This is a genomic window from Kitasatospora sp. NPDC114501, assembly GCF_055633695.1.
In genome coordinates, this window is record NZ_JBVKDS010000012.1 from 313,443 (window position 1) to 332,029 (window position 18,587).

Consider the following 18,587-nt stretch of genomic DNA (forward strand, 5'->3'; position numbering starts at 1 on the left):
ACAGCTGACAGCGAACAGATAACAGATGACAGGTAACAGATTTCAGATTTCGTTCGCTGAAATCTGTCAGCTGTCATCTGTCATATGTTCGCCGCCGCCTCGGTACGTCAGCTGCTCCCCGACTCCGGCTCAGCCGAACGGGCGGGTCGCCGGCTCGGCCTCCGCTTCGTCCGCCGACTCCGGCTCGTCCGCCGGCAGGTCCGGGATGCCCTCCATGGAGAAGGGGTTGAAGTCCGGCGGCGGGACCATCACCGGCGTGCCCTTGACCGGGGCCGGCTCCTGCGCGTCCCCCTGCTGCTCCGAACCCTGCGCCGCCGCTTCCGCTGCGACGGCCGGGGCCGGGGCCGGGGCCTGGGCCGGGATGGCGGGCGGGGTCGAGGGCGGCGGCGGGACGGCCGGGCCCTGCGCGGGCAGGGTGGTGCCGAACGGGTCGGCCTTCTGCTCGGCCGCGACCGTGGTGCCGAACGGGTCGGCGACCGGAGCGGCCGCGGCGGGCTGGGCCGCGGGCACGTCGCCCGGTACGTCCGGGATGCCCTCCATGGAGAAGGGGTTGAAGTCCGGCGGCGGGACCATCACCGGGGTGCCCTTGGGGCCGTCCGCGGCGTCCGGCACCGTGTCGTCCCCACCGGCGGCGGGCACCTCGGCGGCGGGGACCTCGGCGACCGGGGCGAAGGGGTTGAAGTCGGCGGGCGGTATCCGTACCGGAGTGCCGCGCAGGTGCACCGGCACCTCCTCCGGGTCCTCCTCGACGGCGGCCGGAGCCTGCGTCGGCGCGGGAGGCGGAGTCGGGGCCGGAGCGGGGGCCTGGGCCGGGACGGTGCTCGGCGGGGCGACCGGAACGGCGGTCGCGGCGGTGCCCGGGGCCGGCACGCCGTCCCAGCCGAACTGGATGCTCTTCAGCAGCTCCGCGAACGCCTCGGTGTACAGCTCCCAGTCCTCCGGCCGCGCCGTGCAGAGCTGGGCGCACAGCACCGTCCCGCCGTCCGGCAGCGGTACGAAGGCCTGGACGGCCGAGGTGACCACCCAGCGCCGCTGCCCGTCGGCGGCCAGCGGCCCGGGCACCGGGACGGTCCGGCCCTCGACCAGGACGGCGGCCGGCCCGGCCGGCAGCAGGACGGTCCACACCTCGGCGTGCCGCCGGACGGTGGCCAGTTCGGTGGCGAGCGCGGTGATCGGCAGCGGGTGCCGGGCGAGCGAGACGACGAGGGCGGCGTCCGAGGCGCGGTCGTCCTGTTCCAGGGCGCAGACCCCGGCGTACACGACGCCCGCGTCGCGGATCAGGTCGGACAGGGTGGCGGAGACCACCGCGAAGTCGCGCCGCGGCTCCGGGCCGGTGGCGCTGAACAGTTCCTCGGCGACCTCGGCCAGGTGCCGGGACAGCTCCTCGGCGGCCGCCACGGTCGCCGGGGCGGCGCCGTCGCCCTGCCCCGCGCCCTCGGGCAGCGGGGGCACGGCACGGGCGGAGACGCCGGGCGGACCGCCCGGGGAGGTCAGCGCGTGGAACCCGGGCGGCACGACCAGCCGGACCTCGGCGCCCGCGCCGGTGGGCAGTTCGACCGGCTGCCGGGTCTGTTGCCCGGCCGCCAGCGCGGCCAGCGCGGGGGCGAACGGCGGACGCAGCTTGGCGTCGGCGAACTCGCCGGTGACCGGGAGCTGGAACAGCGCGGCCGACGTGGTGCCCCGGTCGGCGATGGCACCGCGCACCGCGCCGCCGCCGTACCGGGCCTGGAGCGCGGCGACCACCCGGTCGGTGAGCCGCGCGCCGGTGCCCGGTCGGGCGGTGCCCGCGGTGGTCACCGTGCCGAGCCGGTCGAGCGCGGTGTGCACCGGGCCGTTGGGGGCCAGCGGCAGGCTGAACAGCTCCTCGGCGGCGGGGTGTTCGACCGCCCGCAGGGCGCTCAGCGAGGCCGCCGGGTGCCGCGAGGTGTGCTCGTCGAAGAGGGCGTCGGTGAGGGTGCCGAGGGTCGCGCAGACCTGCTCCGCTGCCGCGAAGGGGTTGGCCTCCACGCTGAACTGGACGTCCTGGGTCACCTGGTGAGCCCCCCGCTCTGCTCCGTCTGCCGTCGGTGGTTCGGGTGGGACCGGCCCGGCCGCGGCGGCGTACCGTCAGATCCCGGCTCATTCCTATCAGAGCCCACCGTCCTGGCCGAACCGCAGGATCACCCGATGATCACTCGGACGCCTGCCACGGCGATGACTTCGGCGGCGCTCGGACGACCGCTCGGTGACCGCCCCGTCGACCGCCCTGGTCACTCGGCAGCGGCCCCGGCGGCCCCGGCGGCCTGCGCGGACCCGCCGGAAGGCTCGCCGGCGGCGAGCGCGGTGACCGCCTCGACGATCCCCGGTACGGCGAACAGCCCCGCGAAGTCCCGCACCAGGCGTCCGGTCGGGCCGTCCGGGTGCTCGTCGGCCAGGAAGGAGGCCAGTTCGGTGGCGAGGGCCGGCTCACGGGCGGCGGTGAGGGTGAGCGCCGCGACGAACTCCTGCACCAGGTGCAGCTGGAGCTCCTCCAGCGGTACCGAGCGGTCGGCCAGCCACTCCAGCGAGGTGATCTCGGCGTTGGCGATCCAGGCCCGGACGGTCAGCCGCAGCCCGATGCTCGGCGCGGGGATCGCCAGGTGGGTCAGGATCTGCTCCTGGGCGGCCCGACGTACCTCGTCGATCACCGCCGTGGTGTCCGCGCTGGCCGCCACCGAGCCGCCGCGCAGCAGCGCGGCGAAGCCCGGCCCGTGGCTCTGCACGAAGTCCAGGTAGCGGCCCATCACCCGGTGCATCCGCTCCGAGAGCGGCCCCTCCAGGGGCTCCTCGAACCGGGCCGACAGCTCCTGCCCGGCCCGCCGCAGCGATTCCTCGTACAGCGCCTGCTTGCCGGGGAAGTAGTGGTACACCAGCGGCCGGGAGGCGCCCGCGGCGGCGGCGATGTCGTCGATCGACACCTCCTCCGGCGGCCGCCGGCTGAACAGCTCCAGCGCCACGGCGATCAGTTGCTCCCGCCGCTCGTCCACGCTCAGCCGCCGCCGCGGCTTCTCGCCCGCCGCCCGGGCGGATGCGGGGGTCCGTGCTGCGCGGTCGGCCGTCGAAGGCGGCGTACGGGAGGCCATGCGCGCCACCCTAGTTCGTCGGGGGCCCTCCGGTGGAGCCAGGGGCCCGCCGCGGCCCGGGCCGCGGCGGGCCGCGAAGCCCGAGGTCGCGGACCCCGGAGTGATCGGCGGGGGAGGGGCCTACCCGGACCGGAGGGCCAGGTAACGGCGGTAGGCCTCGAGGCCGTCGGGGACGAAGGTGTCGCGGGTGAGGCGGTCGGCGAGTTCGGCGGGGGTGAGCCAGGCGTGCCAGGCGACCTCGGACTCCTGGGGGGAGACCGGGCCGTCCCACTCGGCCTCGTACAGGTCGCACCACCAGGAGAGCCGGTCCTGCTCGAAGAGGAACTTGAACAGGGGGCGCGGGGCGATGCCGTGGACGCCGAGCTCCTCCTCGGCCTCGCGGACGGCGGCCTCGGGATAGGTCTCGCCCGAGCCGACCACGCCGCCGACGAACATGTCGTACGCGCCGGGGGCGAACAGCTTGGTGTCGGTGCGGCGGTGGACGAAGATCCGCCCGGCCGGGTCGCGGACCAGGATGAAGACGCAGCGGTGGGTGAGTCCGCGCCGGTACACCTCGCCGCGCAGGGCGGTCCCGACCACGCGGTCGTGCTCGTCGACGATGTCCAGCAGTTCCTCGGCAGGGTTGGTCATGGGGGACAGGTTAGGGTTTCGGGGCTTGGTTCGAACGGATTCGATCGAAGAAGATCGATGGCGAACACGAGTGGCACGAGACGAAGCGGAACTGGTCGAGGACGGCGCGCAGTGGTGGAGATCTGGGGCGAGACGGCCCAAGGGTTCGAGCCCGTGCGGGCGGCCTTCGCACGGAACTTCACCGACTACGGCGAACTCGGCGCGGCCTTCGCCCTGTACGTGCGCGGCCGCAAGGTGGTCGACCTCTGGGGCGGCGACGCCCGGCCGGAGGTCGGCGGCCGGCCGGCGCCCGCGGTGCCGTGGACGGCGGACACCGCGCAGGTGCTGCGCTCGGTCACCAAGGGCCTGACCGCGACCACCGCGCTGCTGCTGGCCGAACGCGGCCTGCTCGACCTGGACGCCCCGGCGGCCTCCTACTGGCCGGAGTTCGCGGCGGCCGGCAAGGGCCGGATGCCGGTGAGCTGGCTGCTGTCGCACCAGGCCGGGGTGCCCGCGCTGGACGTGCCGCTGCGGCTGGAGGACGTGCTCACCTGGGAGCGGGCGGCGGCCGCCGTCGCGGCCCAGGCGCCGGCCTGGGAACCCGGCACCGGGCACGGCTACCACCCGTACACCTTCGGCTGGTTGGTCGGTGAGGTGGTGCGGCGGGTGAGCGACCGGACGATAGGCCAGTACTTCGCCGAGGAGGTCGCCCGGCCGCTCGGGCTGGACCTCTGGATCGGGCTGCCAGCCGGCGCGGCGTCCCGGGTCGGCAAGCTGGTCGACCTGCCGGCCCCGGAGGCCGCCAGGACCGGCCCGAACGGGCTGCGGCTGCGACCCAAGCAGGCCGTCCGGGACGCCTACCAGGACCCGGCCTCGCTGACCGCCCGGTCCTTCGCCTCGGTGCGCCCCAGTGTGGACCTCAACGACCCGGCGGTGCAGGCCTCCGAGATCCCCGGTGGCGGTGGCATCGGCACCGCCAGGTCGCTGGCCCGGTTCTACGCGGCGCTGATCGGCGCGGCCGACCGCCCGGACGGCTCCGGCGCGCTGCTGCCGCCGCTGCTCGGCCCCGAGGTGCTGGCGCGCGCGGTCGAGCCGGCGGTGAGCGGGCCGGACCGGGTGCTGATCGTCAACTCCACCTTCGGCCTGGGCTTCTGGCGGCACGGCCCGACCGCGCCGATGGCGTCCCCGGCGAGCTTCGGCCACCCGGGCCGGGGCGGTTCGCTGGGCTTCGCCGACCCCGATCTCGGGCTGGGCTTCGGCTACGTCACCAACGGCATGCAGCCGGGCGTCACCGGGGACATCCGCTCGCGGAACCTGATCCGCGCGGTGCGGGGGTGCCTGGGCCTGGACCGGTAGCTCGGGCCCGGCCGGTCTCGAACAGTTCAGGCCTGGCCGGTCTCGAAGCGGCTGATCCTCCCGCCGTCGACGGTGAAGCGCCAGGTGGTGCGCATCGTGCCCCAGGTGTCGTTGGTGAACTCGGCGACCAGCCCGTGGCCGCCGTTCGACTCGGTCTGGACGGCGATCCGGCCGTTCGGGCCGAAGATCTCCCGGTCGACCCAGTCCGCCAGGTCGCGCTCGGAACCGTCGTCGGACATCGTCGCGTCCGGGGTGAGCAGCGCGAAAAAGGCCTCGCGGTCGCCCGCGTTGATCGCGGTGACGAAGGTGCGGACGGTCGGGTCGCTGAGTTTCGCGGGGGCGATGGTCACGCGGGACTCCCGGATGAGGTGAGGGTCGGGGAGTCCTGTCTACGGCTTTCGCGCGGGCCGTCCGGGCATGTCGGCGGCGCGTCGGCGAATTGGCCGCATTCATGTGCTTTGATCCCTGGAACAGGCGAATCGCCCCGGAGCCCGCCACGGGGAGTGGCGAGGAGCGGGAGGTCCGGGTGGGCCTCCCGCTCCGCTTTCAGCGCCTGGAGCAGGCCCGGAGCCGGGCCTGGAGTCGGAGCCCGGGGCAGCCGCCCGCAGCCGGGGCCCGGAGCAGCCGCCCGGAGCCGGGCCTAGAAGAAGCCGACCGCGTCGGGCGAGTAGCTGACCAGCAGGTTCTTGGTCTGCTGGTAGTGCTCCAGCAGCGACTTGTGGTTCTCCCGCCCGATGCCGGAGTTCTTGTAGCCGCCGAAGGCCGCGTGTGCCGGATAGGCGTGGTAGCAGTTCGTCCAGACCCGGCCGGCCTGGATGGCGCGTCCGGCCCGGTGGGCGGTGTTCAGGTCCCGGGTCCAGACGCCCGCGCCGAGCCCGTACTGGGTGTCGTTGGCGAGGGCGACGGCCTGGTCGAAGCCGTCGAAGCGGGTGACCGAGACGACCGGGCCGAAGATCTCCTCCTGGAAGACCCGCATCGAGTTGTCGCCCTCGAAGACCGTCGGCGTCACGTAGTACCCGCCGGCCAGCGCGCCGCCGAGGTCGGCCCGCTCGCCGCCCACCAGGACCTTGGCGCCCTCGTCCCGGCCGATCTCGAAGTAGGAGAGGATCTTCTTCAGCTGCTCGACACTGGCCTGGGCGCCGATCTGGGTCTCGGTGTCCAGCGGGTCGCCCTGGCGCATCGCCCGCACCCGCTCCAGGCCGTCGGCGAGCAGCCGCTCGTAGACCGCGGAGTCGATCAGCGCGCGGCTGGGGCAGGTGCAGACCTCGCCCTGGTTGAGGGCGAACATCGCGAAGCCCTCGACGGCCTTGTCGTAGAAGGCGTCCGGGGCGGCGGCGACGTCCGCGAAGAACAGGTTGGGGCTCTTGCCGCCGAGCTCCAGGGTGACCGGGATCAGGTTGTCGGCCGCCGCGCGGGCGATCAGCCGGCCGGTGGTGGTCTCGCCGGTGAAGGAGAGCTTGCGGACCCGGGGGCTGGCGGCGAGCGGGGCGCCGGCCTCCTCGCCGAAGCCGGTGACGATGTTGACCACGCCGGGCGGCAGCAGGTCGGCGGTCAGCTCGGCGAGCAGCAGCACCGAGGCCGGGGTCTGCTCGGCGGGCTTGAGCACCACCGCGTTGCCGGCCGCGAGCGCCGGGGCGAGCTTCCAGACCGCCATCAGGATCGGGAAGTTCCACGGGATGATCTGGCCGACCACGCCCAGCGGCTCGTGGAAGTGGTACGCCACGGTGTCCTCGTCCAGCTGGGAGATGCCGCCCTCCTGGGCGCGCAGCGCACCGGCGAAGTAGCGCAGGTGGTCGACGGCGAGCGGGAGGTCGGCGGCCAGCGTCTCGCGCACCGGCTTGCCGTTCTCCCAGCTCTCCGCGACGGCCAGTTGCTCCAGGTTGGCCTCGATCCGGTCGGCGATCCGCAGCAGGACCTGCGCCCGCTCGGCGGCGGAGGTGCGGCCCCAGGCGGGGGCGGCGGCGTGGGCCGCGTCCAGGGCGGCCTCGATGTCCTCGGCGGTGCCGCGGGCGACCTCGGTGAACACCTCGCCGGTGACCGGGGTCGGGTTGCCGAAGTACTCGCCGCGCACCGGGGGCGTCCATCCGCCGCCGATCCAGTGCTCGTACCGGGAGCGGTAGGCGACGATGCTGCCGGGGGTGCCGGGGGGCTGGTAGACCGTCATGCTCGGTGTCTCCTCGCTGCGTCGGGCGCCACCCGGTACGGCCGGGGCCACGGGCGGCGCGCCGGACCGCCCGGTCAGGGGGTGGGCCGGCGGGAGGGGTCGGACACGCAATCGGACCGGCGCCCGTGGGGGCGCCCGCCGCCGAGCACGATAGCCGTCGGGCGCCGGGCGCGGCTACGGTCCGTACGCCGTCCTCGTACGGAGGGTGCCTTTCCCGCCGTCTCGGGGGCGCGCCGCCGGACGCCCGGAGCGGACCGCCGCGGGTGTCCCGGTCGACTACCGCGGGTGCCCCGGACCGGATCCCTGCGGGGCGCGCGTTCCCGCCGCGTTCCCGCGGCGTGCCGCCGCACGCTGACGTGCGTCGGCCGGATCCGCCCGGCGGCGTGCCGCCGCACGCCGCCGCGTGGCCGGGGCAGCACTCTCCGGGCGCGCCACCGCGCGCCCGGGCGCGCGGATCCGGGCGCGCTCCGGTCAGACCGCGTGGTAGCGGCCGGTGCGGGCTTCCCAGCTGAGGTAGCCGGCCAGCCAGGTGAGCAGCCCGTCCGCGTACCGCTCGGCGATCGTCCGTTCGATCCGGGAGAGGCCCAACTCGCGGTGGACGTCCGGGAGTCGGTCGCGCAGCTCGGCGCACCGGTCGACCATCAGCTGGGCCTCGGCGATGACCGCCGCGCAGGCCTCCTCGGCCGAGCAGCGCCGCTCCCGCTGGACGATCATGACCAGGTTGTTCACGTCCCCGCGCGGTGCCTCCAGCGGGTAGGAGCGCACGTCGTTGCTGAGTGACGGTATGTCGGCGGCCAGCTGGCGGAGTTGGCGCAGCACCGGGTGGTGCAGCACGGCGGCCGGGACCTCGAACTGGCCCAGGCGTTCGACCATGTCGAAGATGGTCTCCATCGCCGCGGTGCCCCGACGGAGCTCCAGGTAGCCGTCCCGGTCCGGCGGCCGGGTGGAGATCCGCCCGGCCGCCTCGGCCGGGTGACTGGCCAGGTAGTACTCCCAGTTGTAGGCGGCGCGGGCCTGCCAGCGGGCCGGCATGCCCTGCACGCTGCGGTTCCACAGGTCGGCGAACGCGGTCTCGACCGCGGATCCCTGGTCGGGGCGGGCGCCGTGCAGGACGGCGATCAGGCGTTCGCAGATCGGAGCGACCTCGGTGGGGCAGCGGCCGAGCGGGCCGTCGAACTGGTCGTCGAAGAGGAAGTAGAACCCCATCAGGTCGGCGGCCAGGGCGAGTTCGTCCGGGCCGGCGTCCGGGTAGCCGAGCGCGGCGAGGTCCACCACCTCCCAGTGCGCGTAGCCGGGGTGGTCGGCGTCGGGCAGCAGCGGGTGGCGGATCAGCCAGTCTCTGTGCAGTGCGGTGGCGCGCGGTCCGTGCGGACTGCGGCGGTGCGGGAACGGAATCTGAAGTGAGGTGTCGTCAGACATCGGACTCCCGGTGCAGCGGAGGGTGGGGGCGCTTTTTGTTCGAGCACTGTCGGTGGGGGGAGTTGACGCGGCGAGACGCGAACGGGGGCGGTGGTTTTCGCAAGATCATCTGCGCCTCGAAGGCCGTAGGGTATCTGATGTAATGATCGGACGTTAGGGATGTAAGGCAATTGCCCGTGGCAGGCCCTCCAAACCCTCACCGTCCGCCCCAGCCTGCACGAATGCCCCACGGGGAGGCCCGAGCGGCGCTACCCTCGGCTCCACGCAGTGATGGAGCTGTGACGCGAGTGGGCGAGGCGGAGGCGCGACGGTGACCGAGCAGGAGAACGCAATTCGGGCGGGTTCTGGTTCCGTCCGGGACGGCGACGGCACCGCGCCCCGGGTCCGGCTGCGCGATCGCGACGCCGAACTGCGCTCGGTGGAGGCCGCCGTCGACCGGCTCTGCCGCGGATTCGCCGCCGGCGGCACCGAGATCGGTGACCTGCTCACCTTCTCCGGTCGCCCCGGCATCGGCAAGACCAGCCTGCTCCACGAGGTCCGGCGGCTCGCCAAGCTCCGCGACGGCGCCACCGTGCTGTTCGCCCGAGGCGGTGAACGGCAGTTCAAGGAGCCGTACCACGTCCTGCGCCAGCTGCTCCAGCCCGTACTGAGCGACCTCCGGCCCGAGGTGTTCAGCCAGGTCATGGGTACCTGGGAGGAGGTCGTCGGACCGGCCATGGGCCTCAAGCAGCCCAAGGCCGGAGCCCGCCGCCTCGACCCGCAGGGCGTGCGCGACGGCCTCGACTACGTCATCACCCAGCTCGCACCCCGCCGCGCGCCGATGGTGATGATCGTCGACGACCTGCACTGGGCGGACGGGGAGTCACTCTCCTGGCTGACCAAGTTCGCCATCCGATCGAGTGAACTTCCCGTCCTGCTCGTCTTCGCCTTCCGCGAGGACGAGAACGACTGGCCCACCGAGACCCACGAATTCCGCCGGGACGTCCTCCTCCTCAAGGGCCGCAAGCACGAACTCAACCGGCTCACCCTCAGCTCCGTCACCGACATGATCCGCGCCGAACTCGGCGACAAGGCCGAGGACGCCTTCTGCTACGAGTTCTGGAACGTCGTCAACGGCAACCCGTTCGAGGCCAACGCCCTGCTCGACCAGGTCCGCGACCAGGAGCTCGAACCGGTCGAGGAGAACTCCCGGCAGCTGCGCGAACTCGCCGTCGACGCCACCGGGATGACCCTCAAGAGCTGGCTGGACCGGCTCGGCGCCAGCACCCTGCGCTTCGCCTGGGCCTGCGCGATGCTGGGCACCGACATCCGGGTCGACCTCGCCACCCGGATCTCCACCCAGAGCACCGAGGGCGCCCGCGACTCCATCAAGCAGCTGCGCAAGCAGCGCGTGCTGACCCAGAGCCCCAACGGGAACCTGGAGTTCGTCCACCCGCTGATCGCCAGCTCCATCTACAACACCATGCCGGACGCCACCCGCCTCGGCATGCACGGCATCGCCGCGGCCGAGATCGAGAACGCCGGACTCGGCCTGCTCGCCGCCTCGCGCCACCTGGTCGAGACCCACTCCGGCGAGGGCGACGACCGGATCGTCAAGAAGCTGCGCCGCGCCGCCGTCGAACACCAGCTGATCGGCGCCCCCGAAGCCGCCCAGCGCTGTCTGCACCGCGCGCTCAACGAACCGCCCGCCGACGAGGTCAAGGCCGAGGTGCTGTACGAACTCGGCTGCTCCGCCCTGCTCACCGACCCGGTGGCCACCGTCAACCAGCTCAAGCTGGCCCTCGACCCCGACGAGGTGCCGCTGCGCCCCGAACTGCGCGTGGACGCCACCTTCCGGCTCTCCGAGGTGCTCGCCCACAGCGGAGAACTGGGCCAGGCCGCCCTGGTCTGCGAGAAAGCGGCCCGGGAGACGGCCGACCCGGCCGGGCGCCAGCGGCTCCAGGCGGCCTCGTTCATGTGGCACGCCTTCCGCAAGTCCGAGGAGGACGGCCCCGGCCGCTCCGCCCGGCTCGGCGAGATGTGCCGGAGCCTGCGCGGGCGGGAGGCGGCCGACCGGGCCGTGCTCGCCATGCGCGCCTGGGACCTCACCCTGCGCGGGGCCCCCTCCGCCGACGCGCTCGCGCTCGCCGACGAGGTCCTGGACGGCGGCCGACTGCCCAAGGGCCTCGGCTGGACCGACACCACCTGGGGCTTCGAACTGCCCTCGATGCTCGGCCTGACGTACATCTACAACGACCGCATCGCCCAGGCCGAACGGCTGGCCGCGGACGCCATCATCCAGTTCGAGATCGCCGGTTGGAGCGGCGCCCACCGGGGCTTCGCCTACTTCCTGATGGGCCTGGCCCGGTTCCGCCGCGGCCTGCTGGCCGAGGCCGAGGACTTCCTGCGCCGGGCGTACCGCATCTCCCAGCGGATCGGGGACAAGCTGCCGCTGGCCTGGGACGCGATCGGCGTGCTGGTCGACACCCTGATCGCCCGCGGCCGGGTCGACGAGGCCTGGGACCTGGCCAACGACTTCGGCTTCCACCCGCCGTACCACTCGACGGCCATGGTGCTGCCGGACGCGGCCTCGCTGTACGGCAAGCTGCTGGTCGCCAAGGACAAGTACGCGGGCGCGGCCGCCGCGCTCACCGAGGCCGGCGCCCAACTGGGGGCGCGGGGCTGGCACAACACCGTCTGGGCGCCCTGGGCCGGCCACCTCGGCATCGCGATCGCGAGCGACGAGCCCGAGCGCGCCCGCGACTACGCCCAGCAGGCGGTCCGGGACGCCCGCGCCTTCGGCACCGCCTCGGCGATCGGCAGCGCGCTGCGCCTGCAGGCCCGGATCGAGGACGGCCAGGCGGCGGTCGAACTGCTGGAGGACGCCGTGGCGTACCTCGGGCAGTCGCCGGCCGGTTACGAGCACGCCGTCGCACTGGTCGACCTCGGCGCCGCGCTGCGCCGGGTCGGACGCCTGGACGACGCCCAGGAGTACCTGTACCAGGGCATCGAGCTGGCCCAGCACTGTTCCGCGGAGGGGCTGGTCGACCGGGCCCGGCGGGAGCTGGCCAACTACGGCCTGCGGCCCAACCGGCTGGGACTGCGCGACTTCGGGGAGACCATCGACACGCTCAGCAGCGCGGAGTGGGAGGTCGCCAAGCGGGCCGTGCAGGGCGTGCCGCCGCAGCGGATCGCCGACGAGCTCGGAGTGCCGATCGGCCTGGTCAACCGCCGGCTGGCGGCGGTCTACCGCAAGGCGGGCAGCGGCCCGGACGGCCTGGCCTCGGCGCTCGGGCTGCCGCAGCAGCAACAGCGGGAGGACGCGGGCCCGCCGGAGGACCTGGACGACTAGGCCTGGCTCCTGGGCCTGTCGTCGCCGGGCGCAGCGTCGGATGCCGGGCACATCGGCAGACGTCGGCGTGCAGGGCCGGGCGCCGGGTGCGGCCTCGGGCGCTCGGCGGTCGTGAAGGGCGCCCGGGGGAGGAGGGCGGCGCGCAGGTTCGCGGAAGCGCCCCTGCTGCCGCCGCCGTCGCTAGGCTGACGAACACGGGGCCGCCGCGGCGCCCCCTCGACGGACCCGGAACCGGGCGCCCGCGGTGCGACGCGGCCGCCAGTGAGGAGCAGGCCAATGGCGAGCGAGGCCACCAGCGTGCGGCAGGAACCCCTGGAGCCCTCGGGCGCCGGTGCCGCGATCGGGCGCTGGACGCTCACGGCCGGTCCGTACGAGGCGAGCGTGCTCACCCTCGGCGCGACCCTGCACACCCTGAGCGCACCGGACCGCTCCGGCCGCTCCGCCCAACTGCTGCTCGCCACCGACCGGTTGTCCGAGATCCTCGGCCCGGCCCGGCACTACGGCACGGTGGTGGGCCGGTACGCCAACCGGATCGACCGCTCGTCGGTCACCCTCGACGGCGAGGAGCACCAGCTCGCCCCGACCGGCGGCGGCATGACCATCCACGGCGGCCCGGACGGCTTCGCGCACCGGATGTGGGCGGCCGAGCCGGTCGAGGGCGGGGTGCGGCTGGCGCTGCACAGTCCGGACGGGGACCAGGGCTTCCCGGGCGCGCTGGACGTCACCGTCACCTACACCCTGGACGCCTCGGGCGAGCTGGTGATCGCCTACCGCGCCGTCACCAGCAGGCCGACCGTCGTCAACCTGACCAACCACGCGTACTTCAACCTCGCGGGTGAGGGCAGCGGTGACGTCCTCGGCCACCTGCTCACCCTGGACGCCGACGAGTACACGCCGGCCGACGAGCGGCAGATCCCGTACGGCCGGACCGAGCCGGTGGGCGGCACGCCGTTCGACTTCACGGTGGCCACCCCGATCGGCAAGTCGGTGCACGACGAGCACCCCCAGCTGACCGGGCCCGGCGGCTACGACCACAACTGGGTGCTGCGGGCCCGGCCGGCGGACGGCGGCCCGGCGCGGGCCGCGCTGCTGGAGGACCCGGTCAGCGGCCGCACCCTGGAGGTGCTGACCACCGAGCCGGGCATCCAGGTCTACACGGCGAACAAGTTCCAGGGCGCGGTCACCGGTGCGAGCGGCGTCCCGTACGGGCCGTTCGCCGGGATCGCGCTGGAGACCCAGCACTTCCCGGACTCCCCGCACCACCCGGCGTTCCCCAGCACGGAGCTGCGTCCGGGGGAGGAGTTCCGCTCGACGACGGTGCTCCGGCTGGGGACCAACTAGCCCTACACCTTGTCCAGGTCCCGGCGCATGCAGAGCCGGGGCCAGCGGTCCAGGCCGTGCTCGGCCTCCTTGCGGCGGATCTCGCGCAGGCCGGGGGTGAGTTCCTCCCGGGCCAGCGGGCGGAAGCCGCAGCGGGCGTAGTAGGGGGCGTTCCAGGGGACCTCGGCGAAGGTGGTGAGGGTGAGCGCGGGGGCGTCGGTGGCGTCGGCGAGGTGCTCGATCAGCGCCCGGCCGATGCCCTGGCGGGCGTGGTCGGGGTGCACGGAGACCTGCTCGATGTGCAGCGCGCCGTCCACCGGCTCTGCCAGCAGGTAGGCGGCGACGCTTCCGTCGGGGGCCTCGGCGAGCAGGGCGACGCCCCGCTCCAGGTAGTGCGCCAGCTCTTCCGGGGCCGGGGGCTCGTCCTCGGCGATCTCCGGCATGCCGATCGCGGCGAAGGGCGCGCCGGCGGCCCGCTCCAGCTCGGCGAGCAGTGGAAGTTCGTCCCTGGTGACGGCTCTGATTCGCATGCGTCCAGTCTGCTGCAGACCGCTTCCGGCCACGCACGGTGGTTCCGTCGGCCGGCTGGTGGAGGGGGGAATCGGGCGAAGCGGGGCAATCGGTGTCGCTGTCAACTACCGTGCGGCAACGTCCAGGACACGCGGGCGTAACGATCGCTGTTTCTTGCAGAAACTTTCTGCAAGGACTTTCCGTCCCTCTTGCGCCGCTGTTAACTTCCTTCCCGAGCCCGACGGCAGCAACGGTGCGGTCGGCACGAGGCAGCCATTATGCGCCTGTCTCCGAACATCTCGGGCACCCCCACCCTCCCAAGGAGTTCTCATGCGGCGTGGCATCGCGGCCTCTGCCCTCGTTGTGGCCCTCGCGGTCTCGATGGCTGCCTGTAGCAGCAGCGGCTCCAGCTCCGACGGCAAGGCCGACGGGCCGGTCACCCTCACGTACTGGGACACGTCGAACGCCACCAACGAGGCGCCGAACTACCAGGAGCTCGTCAAGAAGTTCGAGGCCGCCAACCCGAACGTCAAGGTCGACTTCGTCAACGTGCCGTTCGACCAGGCGCAGAACAAGCTCCAGACCGCCATGGGGGCCAAGGGCGCTCCGGACGTGTTCCGCTCCGAGGTCGGCTGGACCGCCGCCTTCGCCAAGGCCGGCTACCTGGAGCCGCTGGACGGCACCCCGGCCGTCGCCGACACCTCCGCCTTCCAGCCGAGCCTGATCCAGCAGGCCAAGTACGAGGGCAAGCTGTACGGCGTGCCGCTGGTGACCGACACCCTCGGCCTGCTCTACAACAAGGAGCTGTTCACCAAGGCCGGCATCACCGAGGCGCCGAAGACCTGGGACGAGCTGAAGGCCGACGCCGCCGCCGTCAAGGAGAAGGCCGGCGTGGACGGCTTCTGGCTGAAGGCCGCGGACGGCTACTACGCGATGCCGTTCCTGTTCGGCGAGGGCACCGACACCGTCGACGCCGCCGGCAAGAAGATCACCGTCGCCTCGCCGGAGGCCGTCAAGGCCGTCGAGACCTACAAGTCGATGTTCACCGCGCCCGGCACCGCCAAGGCCGACGTCACCACCGACGCCTACGCGCACATGATGGACGCCTTCAACAGCGGCAAGGTCGCGGCGATCATCCAGGGCCCCTGGGAGATCACCAACATCTACAAGGGCTCCGCCTTCGCCGACAAGAACAACCTCGGCATCGCGGCCGTCCCGAGCGGCTCCGCCGGCAAGGGCGGCGCCCCCACCGGCGGCCACAACATCTCGGTCTACGCCGGCGCGGACAAGGCCCACAAGGCCGCCGCCGAGAAGTTCGCCGCCTTCATGACCTCGGCCGAGAGCCAGGCGTTCATCGCGCAGAAGAACTCCACCCTGCCCACCCGCTCCGACGCCTTCACCGCCGACGTCAAGGCCGACCCGGGCATCGCCGGCTTCCAGACCGTGCTGAGCAGCGCCAAGCCGCGCCCCGAACTGCCCGAGTACAGCTCGCTGTTCGCCTCGCTCGGCACCAACCTGGGCAAGGCCGTCCAGGGCACGAGCACCCAGGACGCGCTGAACACCGTCTCCACCGACTACGCCAAGCTCCTGCCGGGCTTCGCCAAGTAGTCCCTGTGTCCGGCCCGCCGACCGACGGATGACGGCGGACGAGCAGCAGCGCTGCCCGTCGCCACCTGTCACCTGTCCCCCGGCGGGCCGGGCCGTCGGCTCCCCCCGAGAATTCCCCCCGAGAAGGTGTGAACGATGTCAGTCGCCGTGCATGGCGCCACCGGCAAGGGCAGCCGGGAGCGCGAGCAGCGTCCGGGCCTGCTGGAACGCGTCAAGCGCTCCTACGCCAAGCACTGGTACGCCTACGCCATGATCGCCCCGGTCGTGCTGGTGCTCGGCGCGCTGGTGATCTACCCGCTCGTCGAGGGCGTCTGGCTCACCCTCACCGACGCCAACAGCCTCAACGTGGCCCGCAAGATCGGCGTCAACGAGATCCCGGCGAGCTACGAGTTCGTCGGCTTCCACAACTACGCCGACATCCTGTGGGGCCCCGGCTCGTACGACCGCTTCTGGTCGCACTTCGTCTGGACCATCGTCTGGACGGCCGTCTGCGTCTTCCTGCACTACACCCTCGGCCTCGGCCTCGCCCTGCTGCTCAACCAGAAGCTCCGCGGCCGCGCCGCCTACCGGATGCTGCTCATCCTGCCGTGGGCCGTACCGACCTTCGTCACCGTGTTCTCCTGGCGCCTGATGCTCGCCGACGGCGGCGTCGTCAACAGCGTCCTCTCCTTCCTGCACCTGCCCGAGCCGGGCTGGCTCACCGAGCCGTGGGCGCAGAAGGCGGCCGCGATCATGGTGAACACCTGGGCCGGCGTGCCGTTCATGATGATCTCGCTGCTCGGCGGCCTCCAGTCGATCCCGGCCGAGCTGTACGAGGCCGCCGAGATGGACGGCGCCTCCGCCTGGCAGCGCTTCCGGTTCGTCACCCTGCCCGGGCTGCGCTCCGTCTCCTCCACCGTCGTGCTGCTCGGCGTGATCTGGACGTTCAACCAGTTCAACGTGATCTTCCTGCTGTTCGGCACCGGCGCCCCCGACGCCCAGCTGCTGGTCACCTGGGCGTACCGGCTCGGCTTCGGCCAGATCCCCCGGGACTACGCGCAGTCCGCCGCCTACGGCGTGATCCTGCTGTCCATCCTGATCGTCTTCACCGCCTTCTACCGGCGCTGGCTCGCCCGCAACGAGCAGGCCAACGGCTGAGGCCCCGGACCCAGTTGACCCACGAAGGCAGGTAACCCCGATGAGCACCACCACCGAACTCCCGGCCCGTGCGACGGCGCCGGCCCCGGCCGCCCGGCCCGCCGGGGTCCGCCGCCGCGGCGAGCGCAGCCCGCTGGCCCGGGCGCTGTCCCACGGCACCCTGATCCTGGCCGGCCTGATCGCGCTGTTCCCGGTCGCGTGGATCCTGTTCGTCTCGCTCGGCCCGGACAAGACCGACTACCTCCACCCCGGGCAGATCCTCGACAAGCTCACGCTGTCGAACTACCAGCACGTGCTGTCCGACACCGACTTCTTCACCTGGTTCGGCAACGCCGTGCTGGTCTCCGGCGTCACCACCGTGTTCGGCGTGCTGGTCGCCGCCACCACCGGCTACGCCGTCTCCCGGATGAAGTTCCCCGGGCACAAGCCGCTGATGTGGTCGCTGCTGGTCACCCAGATGTTCCCGATCGCGGTGCTGATCGTGCCGATGTACACGATGCTCTCCGAACTCGGCCTGCTGGACAGCTACACCGGCCTGATCCTGGTCTACTCGACCACCACGGTGCCGTACTGCGCCTGGCTGCTGAAGGGCTACTTCGACACCATCCCGGTGGAGATCGACGAGGCCGGCCGGGTCGACGGGCTCTCCCCGTTCGGCACCTTCTGGCGGCTGGTGCTGCCGCTCGCCCGCCCGGGCCTGGCGGTGGCCGCCTTCTACTCCTTCCTCACCTACTGGGCCGAGGTGCCGTTCGCCTCCACCTTCATGCTCAGCTCCGACAAGTACACGTTGGCCGTAGGACTCCAGACCTTCGTCAGCGAGCACGACGCCCAGTGGAACCTGATGGCCGCGACCGCCGTACTGATCGCGATCCCGTCCGCGGCCTTCTTCTACCTGGTGCAGCGCCACCTGGTCACCGGCCTGACCGCCGGTGCCTCCAAGTCGTAGCGCCTCCAAGTCGTGGCGCGCCGCCGCGGCGCAGCGCGCCACCACGTCGTCCCGCGCCTCCACGTCCCGGCGCCTTCCGCTCTCCTCTAGTCCCCAAGGGATACCGTCCATGACCCAGAACCTGGCCGACACCTCCCGGCCTGCCGCCGACACCGCTCACGAGGCGAACGTCAGCGCGTCCAGAGGCTGGTGGCGGGACGCGGTCATCTACCAGGTGTACCCGCGCAGTTTCGCCGACTCCAACGGCGACGGCATGGGTGACCTGCCCGGTATCCGCAGCCGTCTGCCCTACCTGCGCGACCTCGGCGTGGACGCGGTCTGGCTCTCGCCGTTCTACGCCTCGCCGCAGGCGGACGCCGGCTACGACGTCGCCGACTACCGCGCGGTGGACCCGATGTTCGGCACCCTGCTGGACGCGGACGCGCTGATCCGCGACGCCCACGGCCTGGGCCTGCGGATCATCGTCGACCTCGTGCCCAACCACTCCTCGGACCAGCACGAGTGGTTCCAGCGCGCGCTGCGCGAGGGCCCCGGCTCGCCGCTGCGCGAGCGCTACCACTTCCGCCCCGGCAAGGGCGCGCAGGGCGAACTGCCGCCCAACGACTGGGAGTCCATCTTCGGCGGCCCGGCCTGGACCCGCACCCAGAACCCGGACGGAACCCCCGGCGACTGGTACCTGCACCTGTTCGCCCCGCAGCAGCCCGACTTCAACTGGGAGAACCCGGCCGTCGCCGACGAGTTCCGCTCGATCCTGCGGTTCTGGCTCGACATGGGCGTGGACGGCTTCCGCATCGACGTCGCCCACGGCCTGGTCAAGGCCCCCGGCCTGCCCGACCTCGGCGGCGCCGACCAGCTCAAGCTGCTCGGCAACGACGTCATGCCGTTCTTCGACCAGGACGGCGTGCACGAGATCTACCGCAGCTGGCGCAAGATCCTCGACGAGTACCCGGGACAGCGGATCGGCGTCGCCGAGGCCTGGACCCCCACCGTCCAGCGCACCGCCAACTACGTCCGCCCCGACGAGCTGCACCAGGCCTTCAACTTCCAGTACCTGGGCACCGACTGGGACGCCGCCGCGCTGCGCGA

The 18,587-nt window shown here is 72.8% G+C and carries 14 protein-coding genes; 7 read left to right on the plus strand and 7 right to left on the minus strand.

The features are described from left to right. Positions 1-129 precede the first annotated feature (129 nt). The 3 genes from ACZ7RU_RS23815 to ACZ7RU_RS23825 all read right to left on the minus strand — a co-directional run bounded on the left by ACZ7RU_RS23815 (position 130) and on the right by ACZ7RU_RS23825 (position 3,731). On the minus strand, positions 130-2,031 hold the full coding sequence (locus ACZ7RU_RS23815; protein WP_470342947.1) for a hypothetical protein: 1,902 nt from the start codon (positions 2,029-2,031) through the stop codon (positions 130-132). A 218-nt stretch (positions 2,032-2,249) separates the two neighbouring features. Further along, the gene (locus tag ACZ7RU_RS23820; protein ID WP_470342948.1) at positions 2,250-3,101 is read right to left on the minus strand and encodes a TetR/AcrR family transcriptional regulator; all 852 of its coding nucleotides are present in this window, start codon (positions 3,099-3,101) and stop codon (positions 2,250-2,252) included. A 120-nt stretch (positions 3,102-3,221) separates the two neighbouring features. Further along, positions 3,222-3,731, minus strand: a complete 510-nt coding sequence (locus tag ACZ7RU_RS23825; RefSeq protein WP_470342949.1) for an NUDIX hydrolase — start codon at positions 3,729-3,731, stop codon at positions 3,222-3,224. A gap of 111 nt (positions 3,732-3,842) precedes the next feature. Here ACZ7RU_RS23825 and ACZ7RU_RS23830 point away from each other — a divergent pair, with 111 nt between their 5' ends. Next, positions 3,843-5,066: a serine hydrolase domain-containing protein gene (locus ACZ7RU_RS23830; protein WP_470342950.1), complete on the plus strand. Its 1,224-nt coding sequence runs from the start codon at positions 3,843-3,845 to the stop codon at positions 5,064-5,066. A 26-nt stretch (positions 5,067-5,092) separates the two neighbouring features. On the opposite strand, the gene ACZ7RU_RS23835 is transcribed toward ACZ7RU_RS23830, so the two are convergent. The 3 genes from ACZ7RU_RS23835 to ACZ7RU_RS23845 form a co-directional block, all read right to left on the minus strand. Next, on the minus strand, positions 5,093-5,416 hold the full coding sequence (locus ACZ7RU_RS23835) for a nuclear transport factor 2-like protein (protein WP_470342951.1): 324 nt from the start codon (positions 5,414-5,416) through the stop codon (positions 5,093-5,095). Positions 5,417-5,706: 290 nt separating this feature from the next. Beyond that, positions 5,707-7,230 (minus strand): acetaldehyde dehydrogenase ExaC, encoded by a 1,524-nt coding sequence (gene exaC, locus ACZ7RU_RS23840; RefSeq protein ID WP_470342952.1) that lies wholly within the window; start codon positions 7,228-7,230, stop codon positions 5,707-5,709. A 471-nt stretch (positions 7,231-7,701) separates the two neighbouring features. Next, positions 7,702-8,649, minus strand: a complete 948-nt coding sequence (locus ACZ7RU_RS23845) for a terpene synthase family protein (RefSeq protein ID WP_470342953.1) — start codon at positions 8,647-8,649, stop codon at positions 7,702-7,704. 310 nt (positions 8,650-8,959) lie between these two features. Between ACZ7RU_RS23845 and ACZ7RU_RS23850 the strand changes: the two genes are divergently transcribed. Both ACZ7RU_RS23850 and ACZ7RU_RS23855 read left to right on the plus strand, forming a co-directional pair. Next, positions 8,960-11,980: an ATP-binding protein gene (locus ACZ7RU_RS23850; RefSeq protein WP_470342954.1), complete on the plus strand. Its 3,021-nt coding sequence runs from the start codon at positions 8,960-8,962 to the stop codon at positions 11,978-11,980. A gap of 276 nt (positions 11,981-12,256) precedes the next feature. Then, entirely contained in the window at positions 12,257-13,321 is a 1,065-nt protein-coding gene (locus tag ACZ7RU_RS23855) for an aldose epimerase family protein (RefSeq protein WP_470342955.1), read from the plus strand. Positions 13,322-13,323: 2 nt separating this feature from the next. Here the strand turns inward: ACZ7RU_RS23855 and ACZ7RU_RS23860 are convergent, their stop codons facing one another. After that, positions 13,324-13,830, minus strand: a complete 507-nt coding sequence (locus tag ACZ7RU_RS23860; RefSeq protein WP_470342956.1) for a GNAT family N-acetyltransferase — start codon at positions 13,828-13,830, stop codon at positions 13,324-13,326. A gap of 310 nt (positions 13,831-14,140) precedes the next feature. Here ACZ7RU_RS23860 and ACZ7RU_RS23865 point away from each other — a divergent pair, with 310 nt between their 5' ends. The 4 genes from ACZ7RU_RS23865 to ACZ7RU_RS23880 form a co-directional block, all read left to right on the plus strand. Further along, positions 14,141-15,418, plus strand: coding sequence for an extracellular solute-binding protein (locus tag ACZ7RU_RS23865; RefSeq protein WP_470342957.1), 1,278 nt, complete (start codon positions 14,141-14,143; stop codon positions 15,416-15,418). Between the two features lie 135 nt (positions 15,419-15,553). Beyond that, positions 15,554-16,555 (plus strand): carbohydrate ABC transporter permease, encoded by a 1,002-nt coding sequence (locus tag ACZ7RU_RS23870; RefSeq protein ID WP_470342958.1) that lies wholly within the window; start codon positions 15,554-15,556, stop codon positions 16,553-16,555. A 40-nt stretch (positions 16,556-16,595) separates the two neighbouring features. Next, a complete protein-coding gene (locus ACZ7RU_RS23875; protein WP_470342959.1) occupies positions 16,596-17,501 on the plus strand; it encodes a sugar ABC transporter permease in 906 nt (301 codons plus the stop codon). 109 nt (positions 17,502-17,610) lie between these two features. Beyond that, positions 17,611-18,587 (plus strand): alpha-amylase family glycosyl hydrolase (locus ACZ7RU_RS23880; protein ID WP_470342960.1); only part of this gene is annotated, 977 nt, incomplete at its 3' end.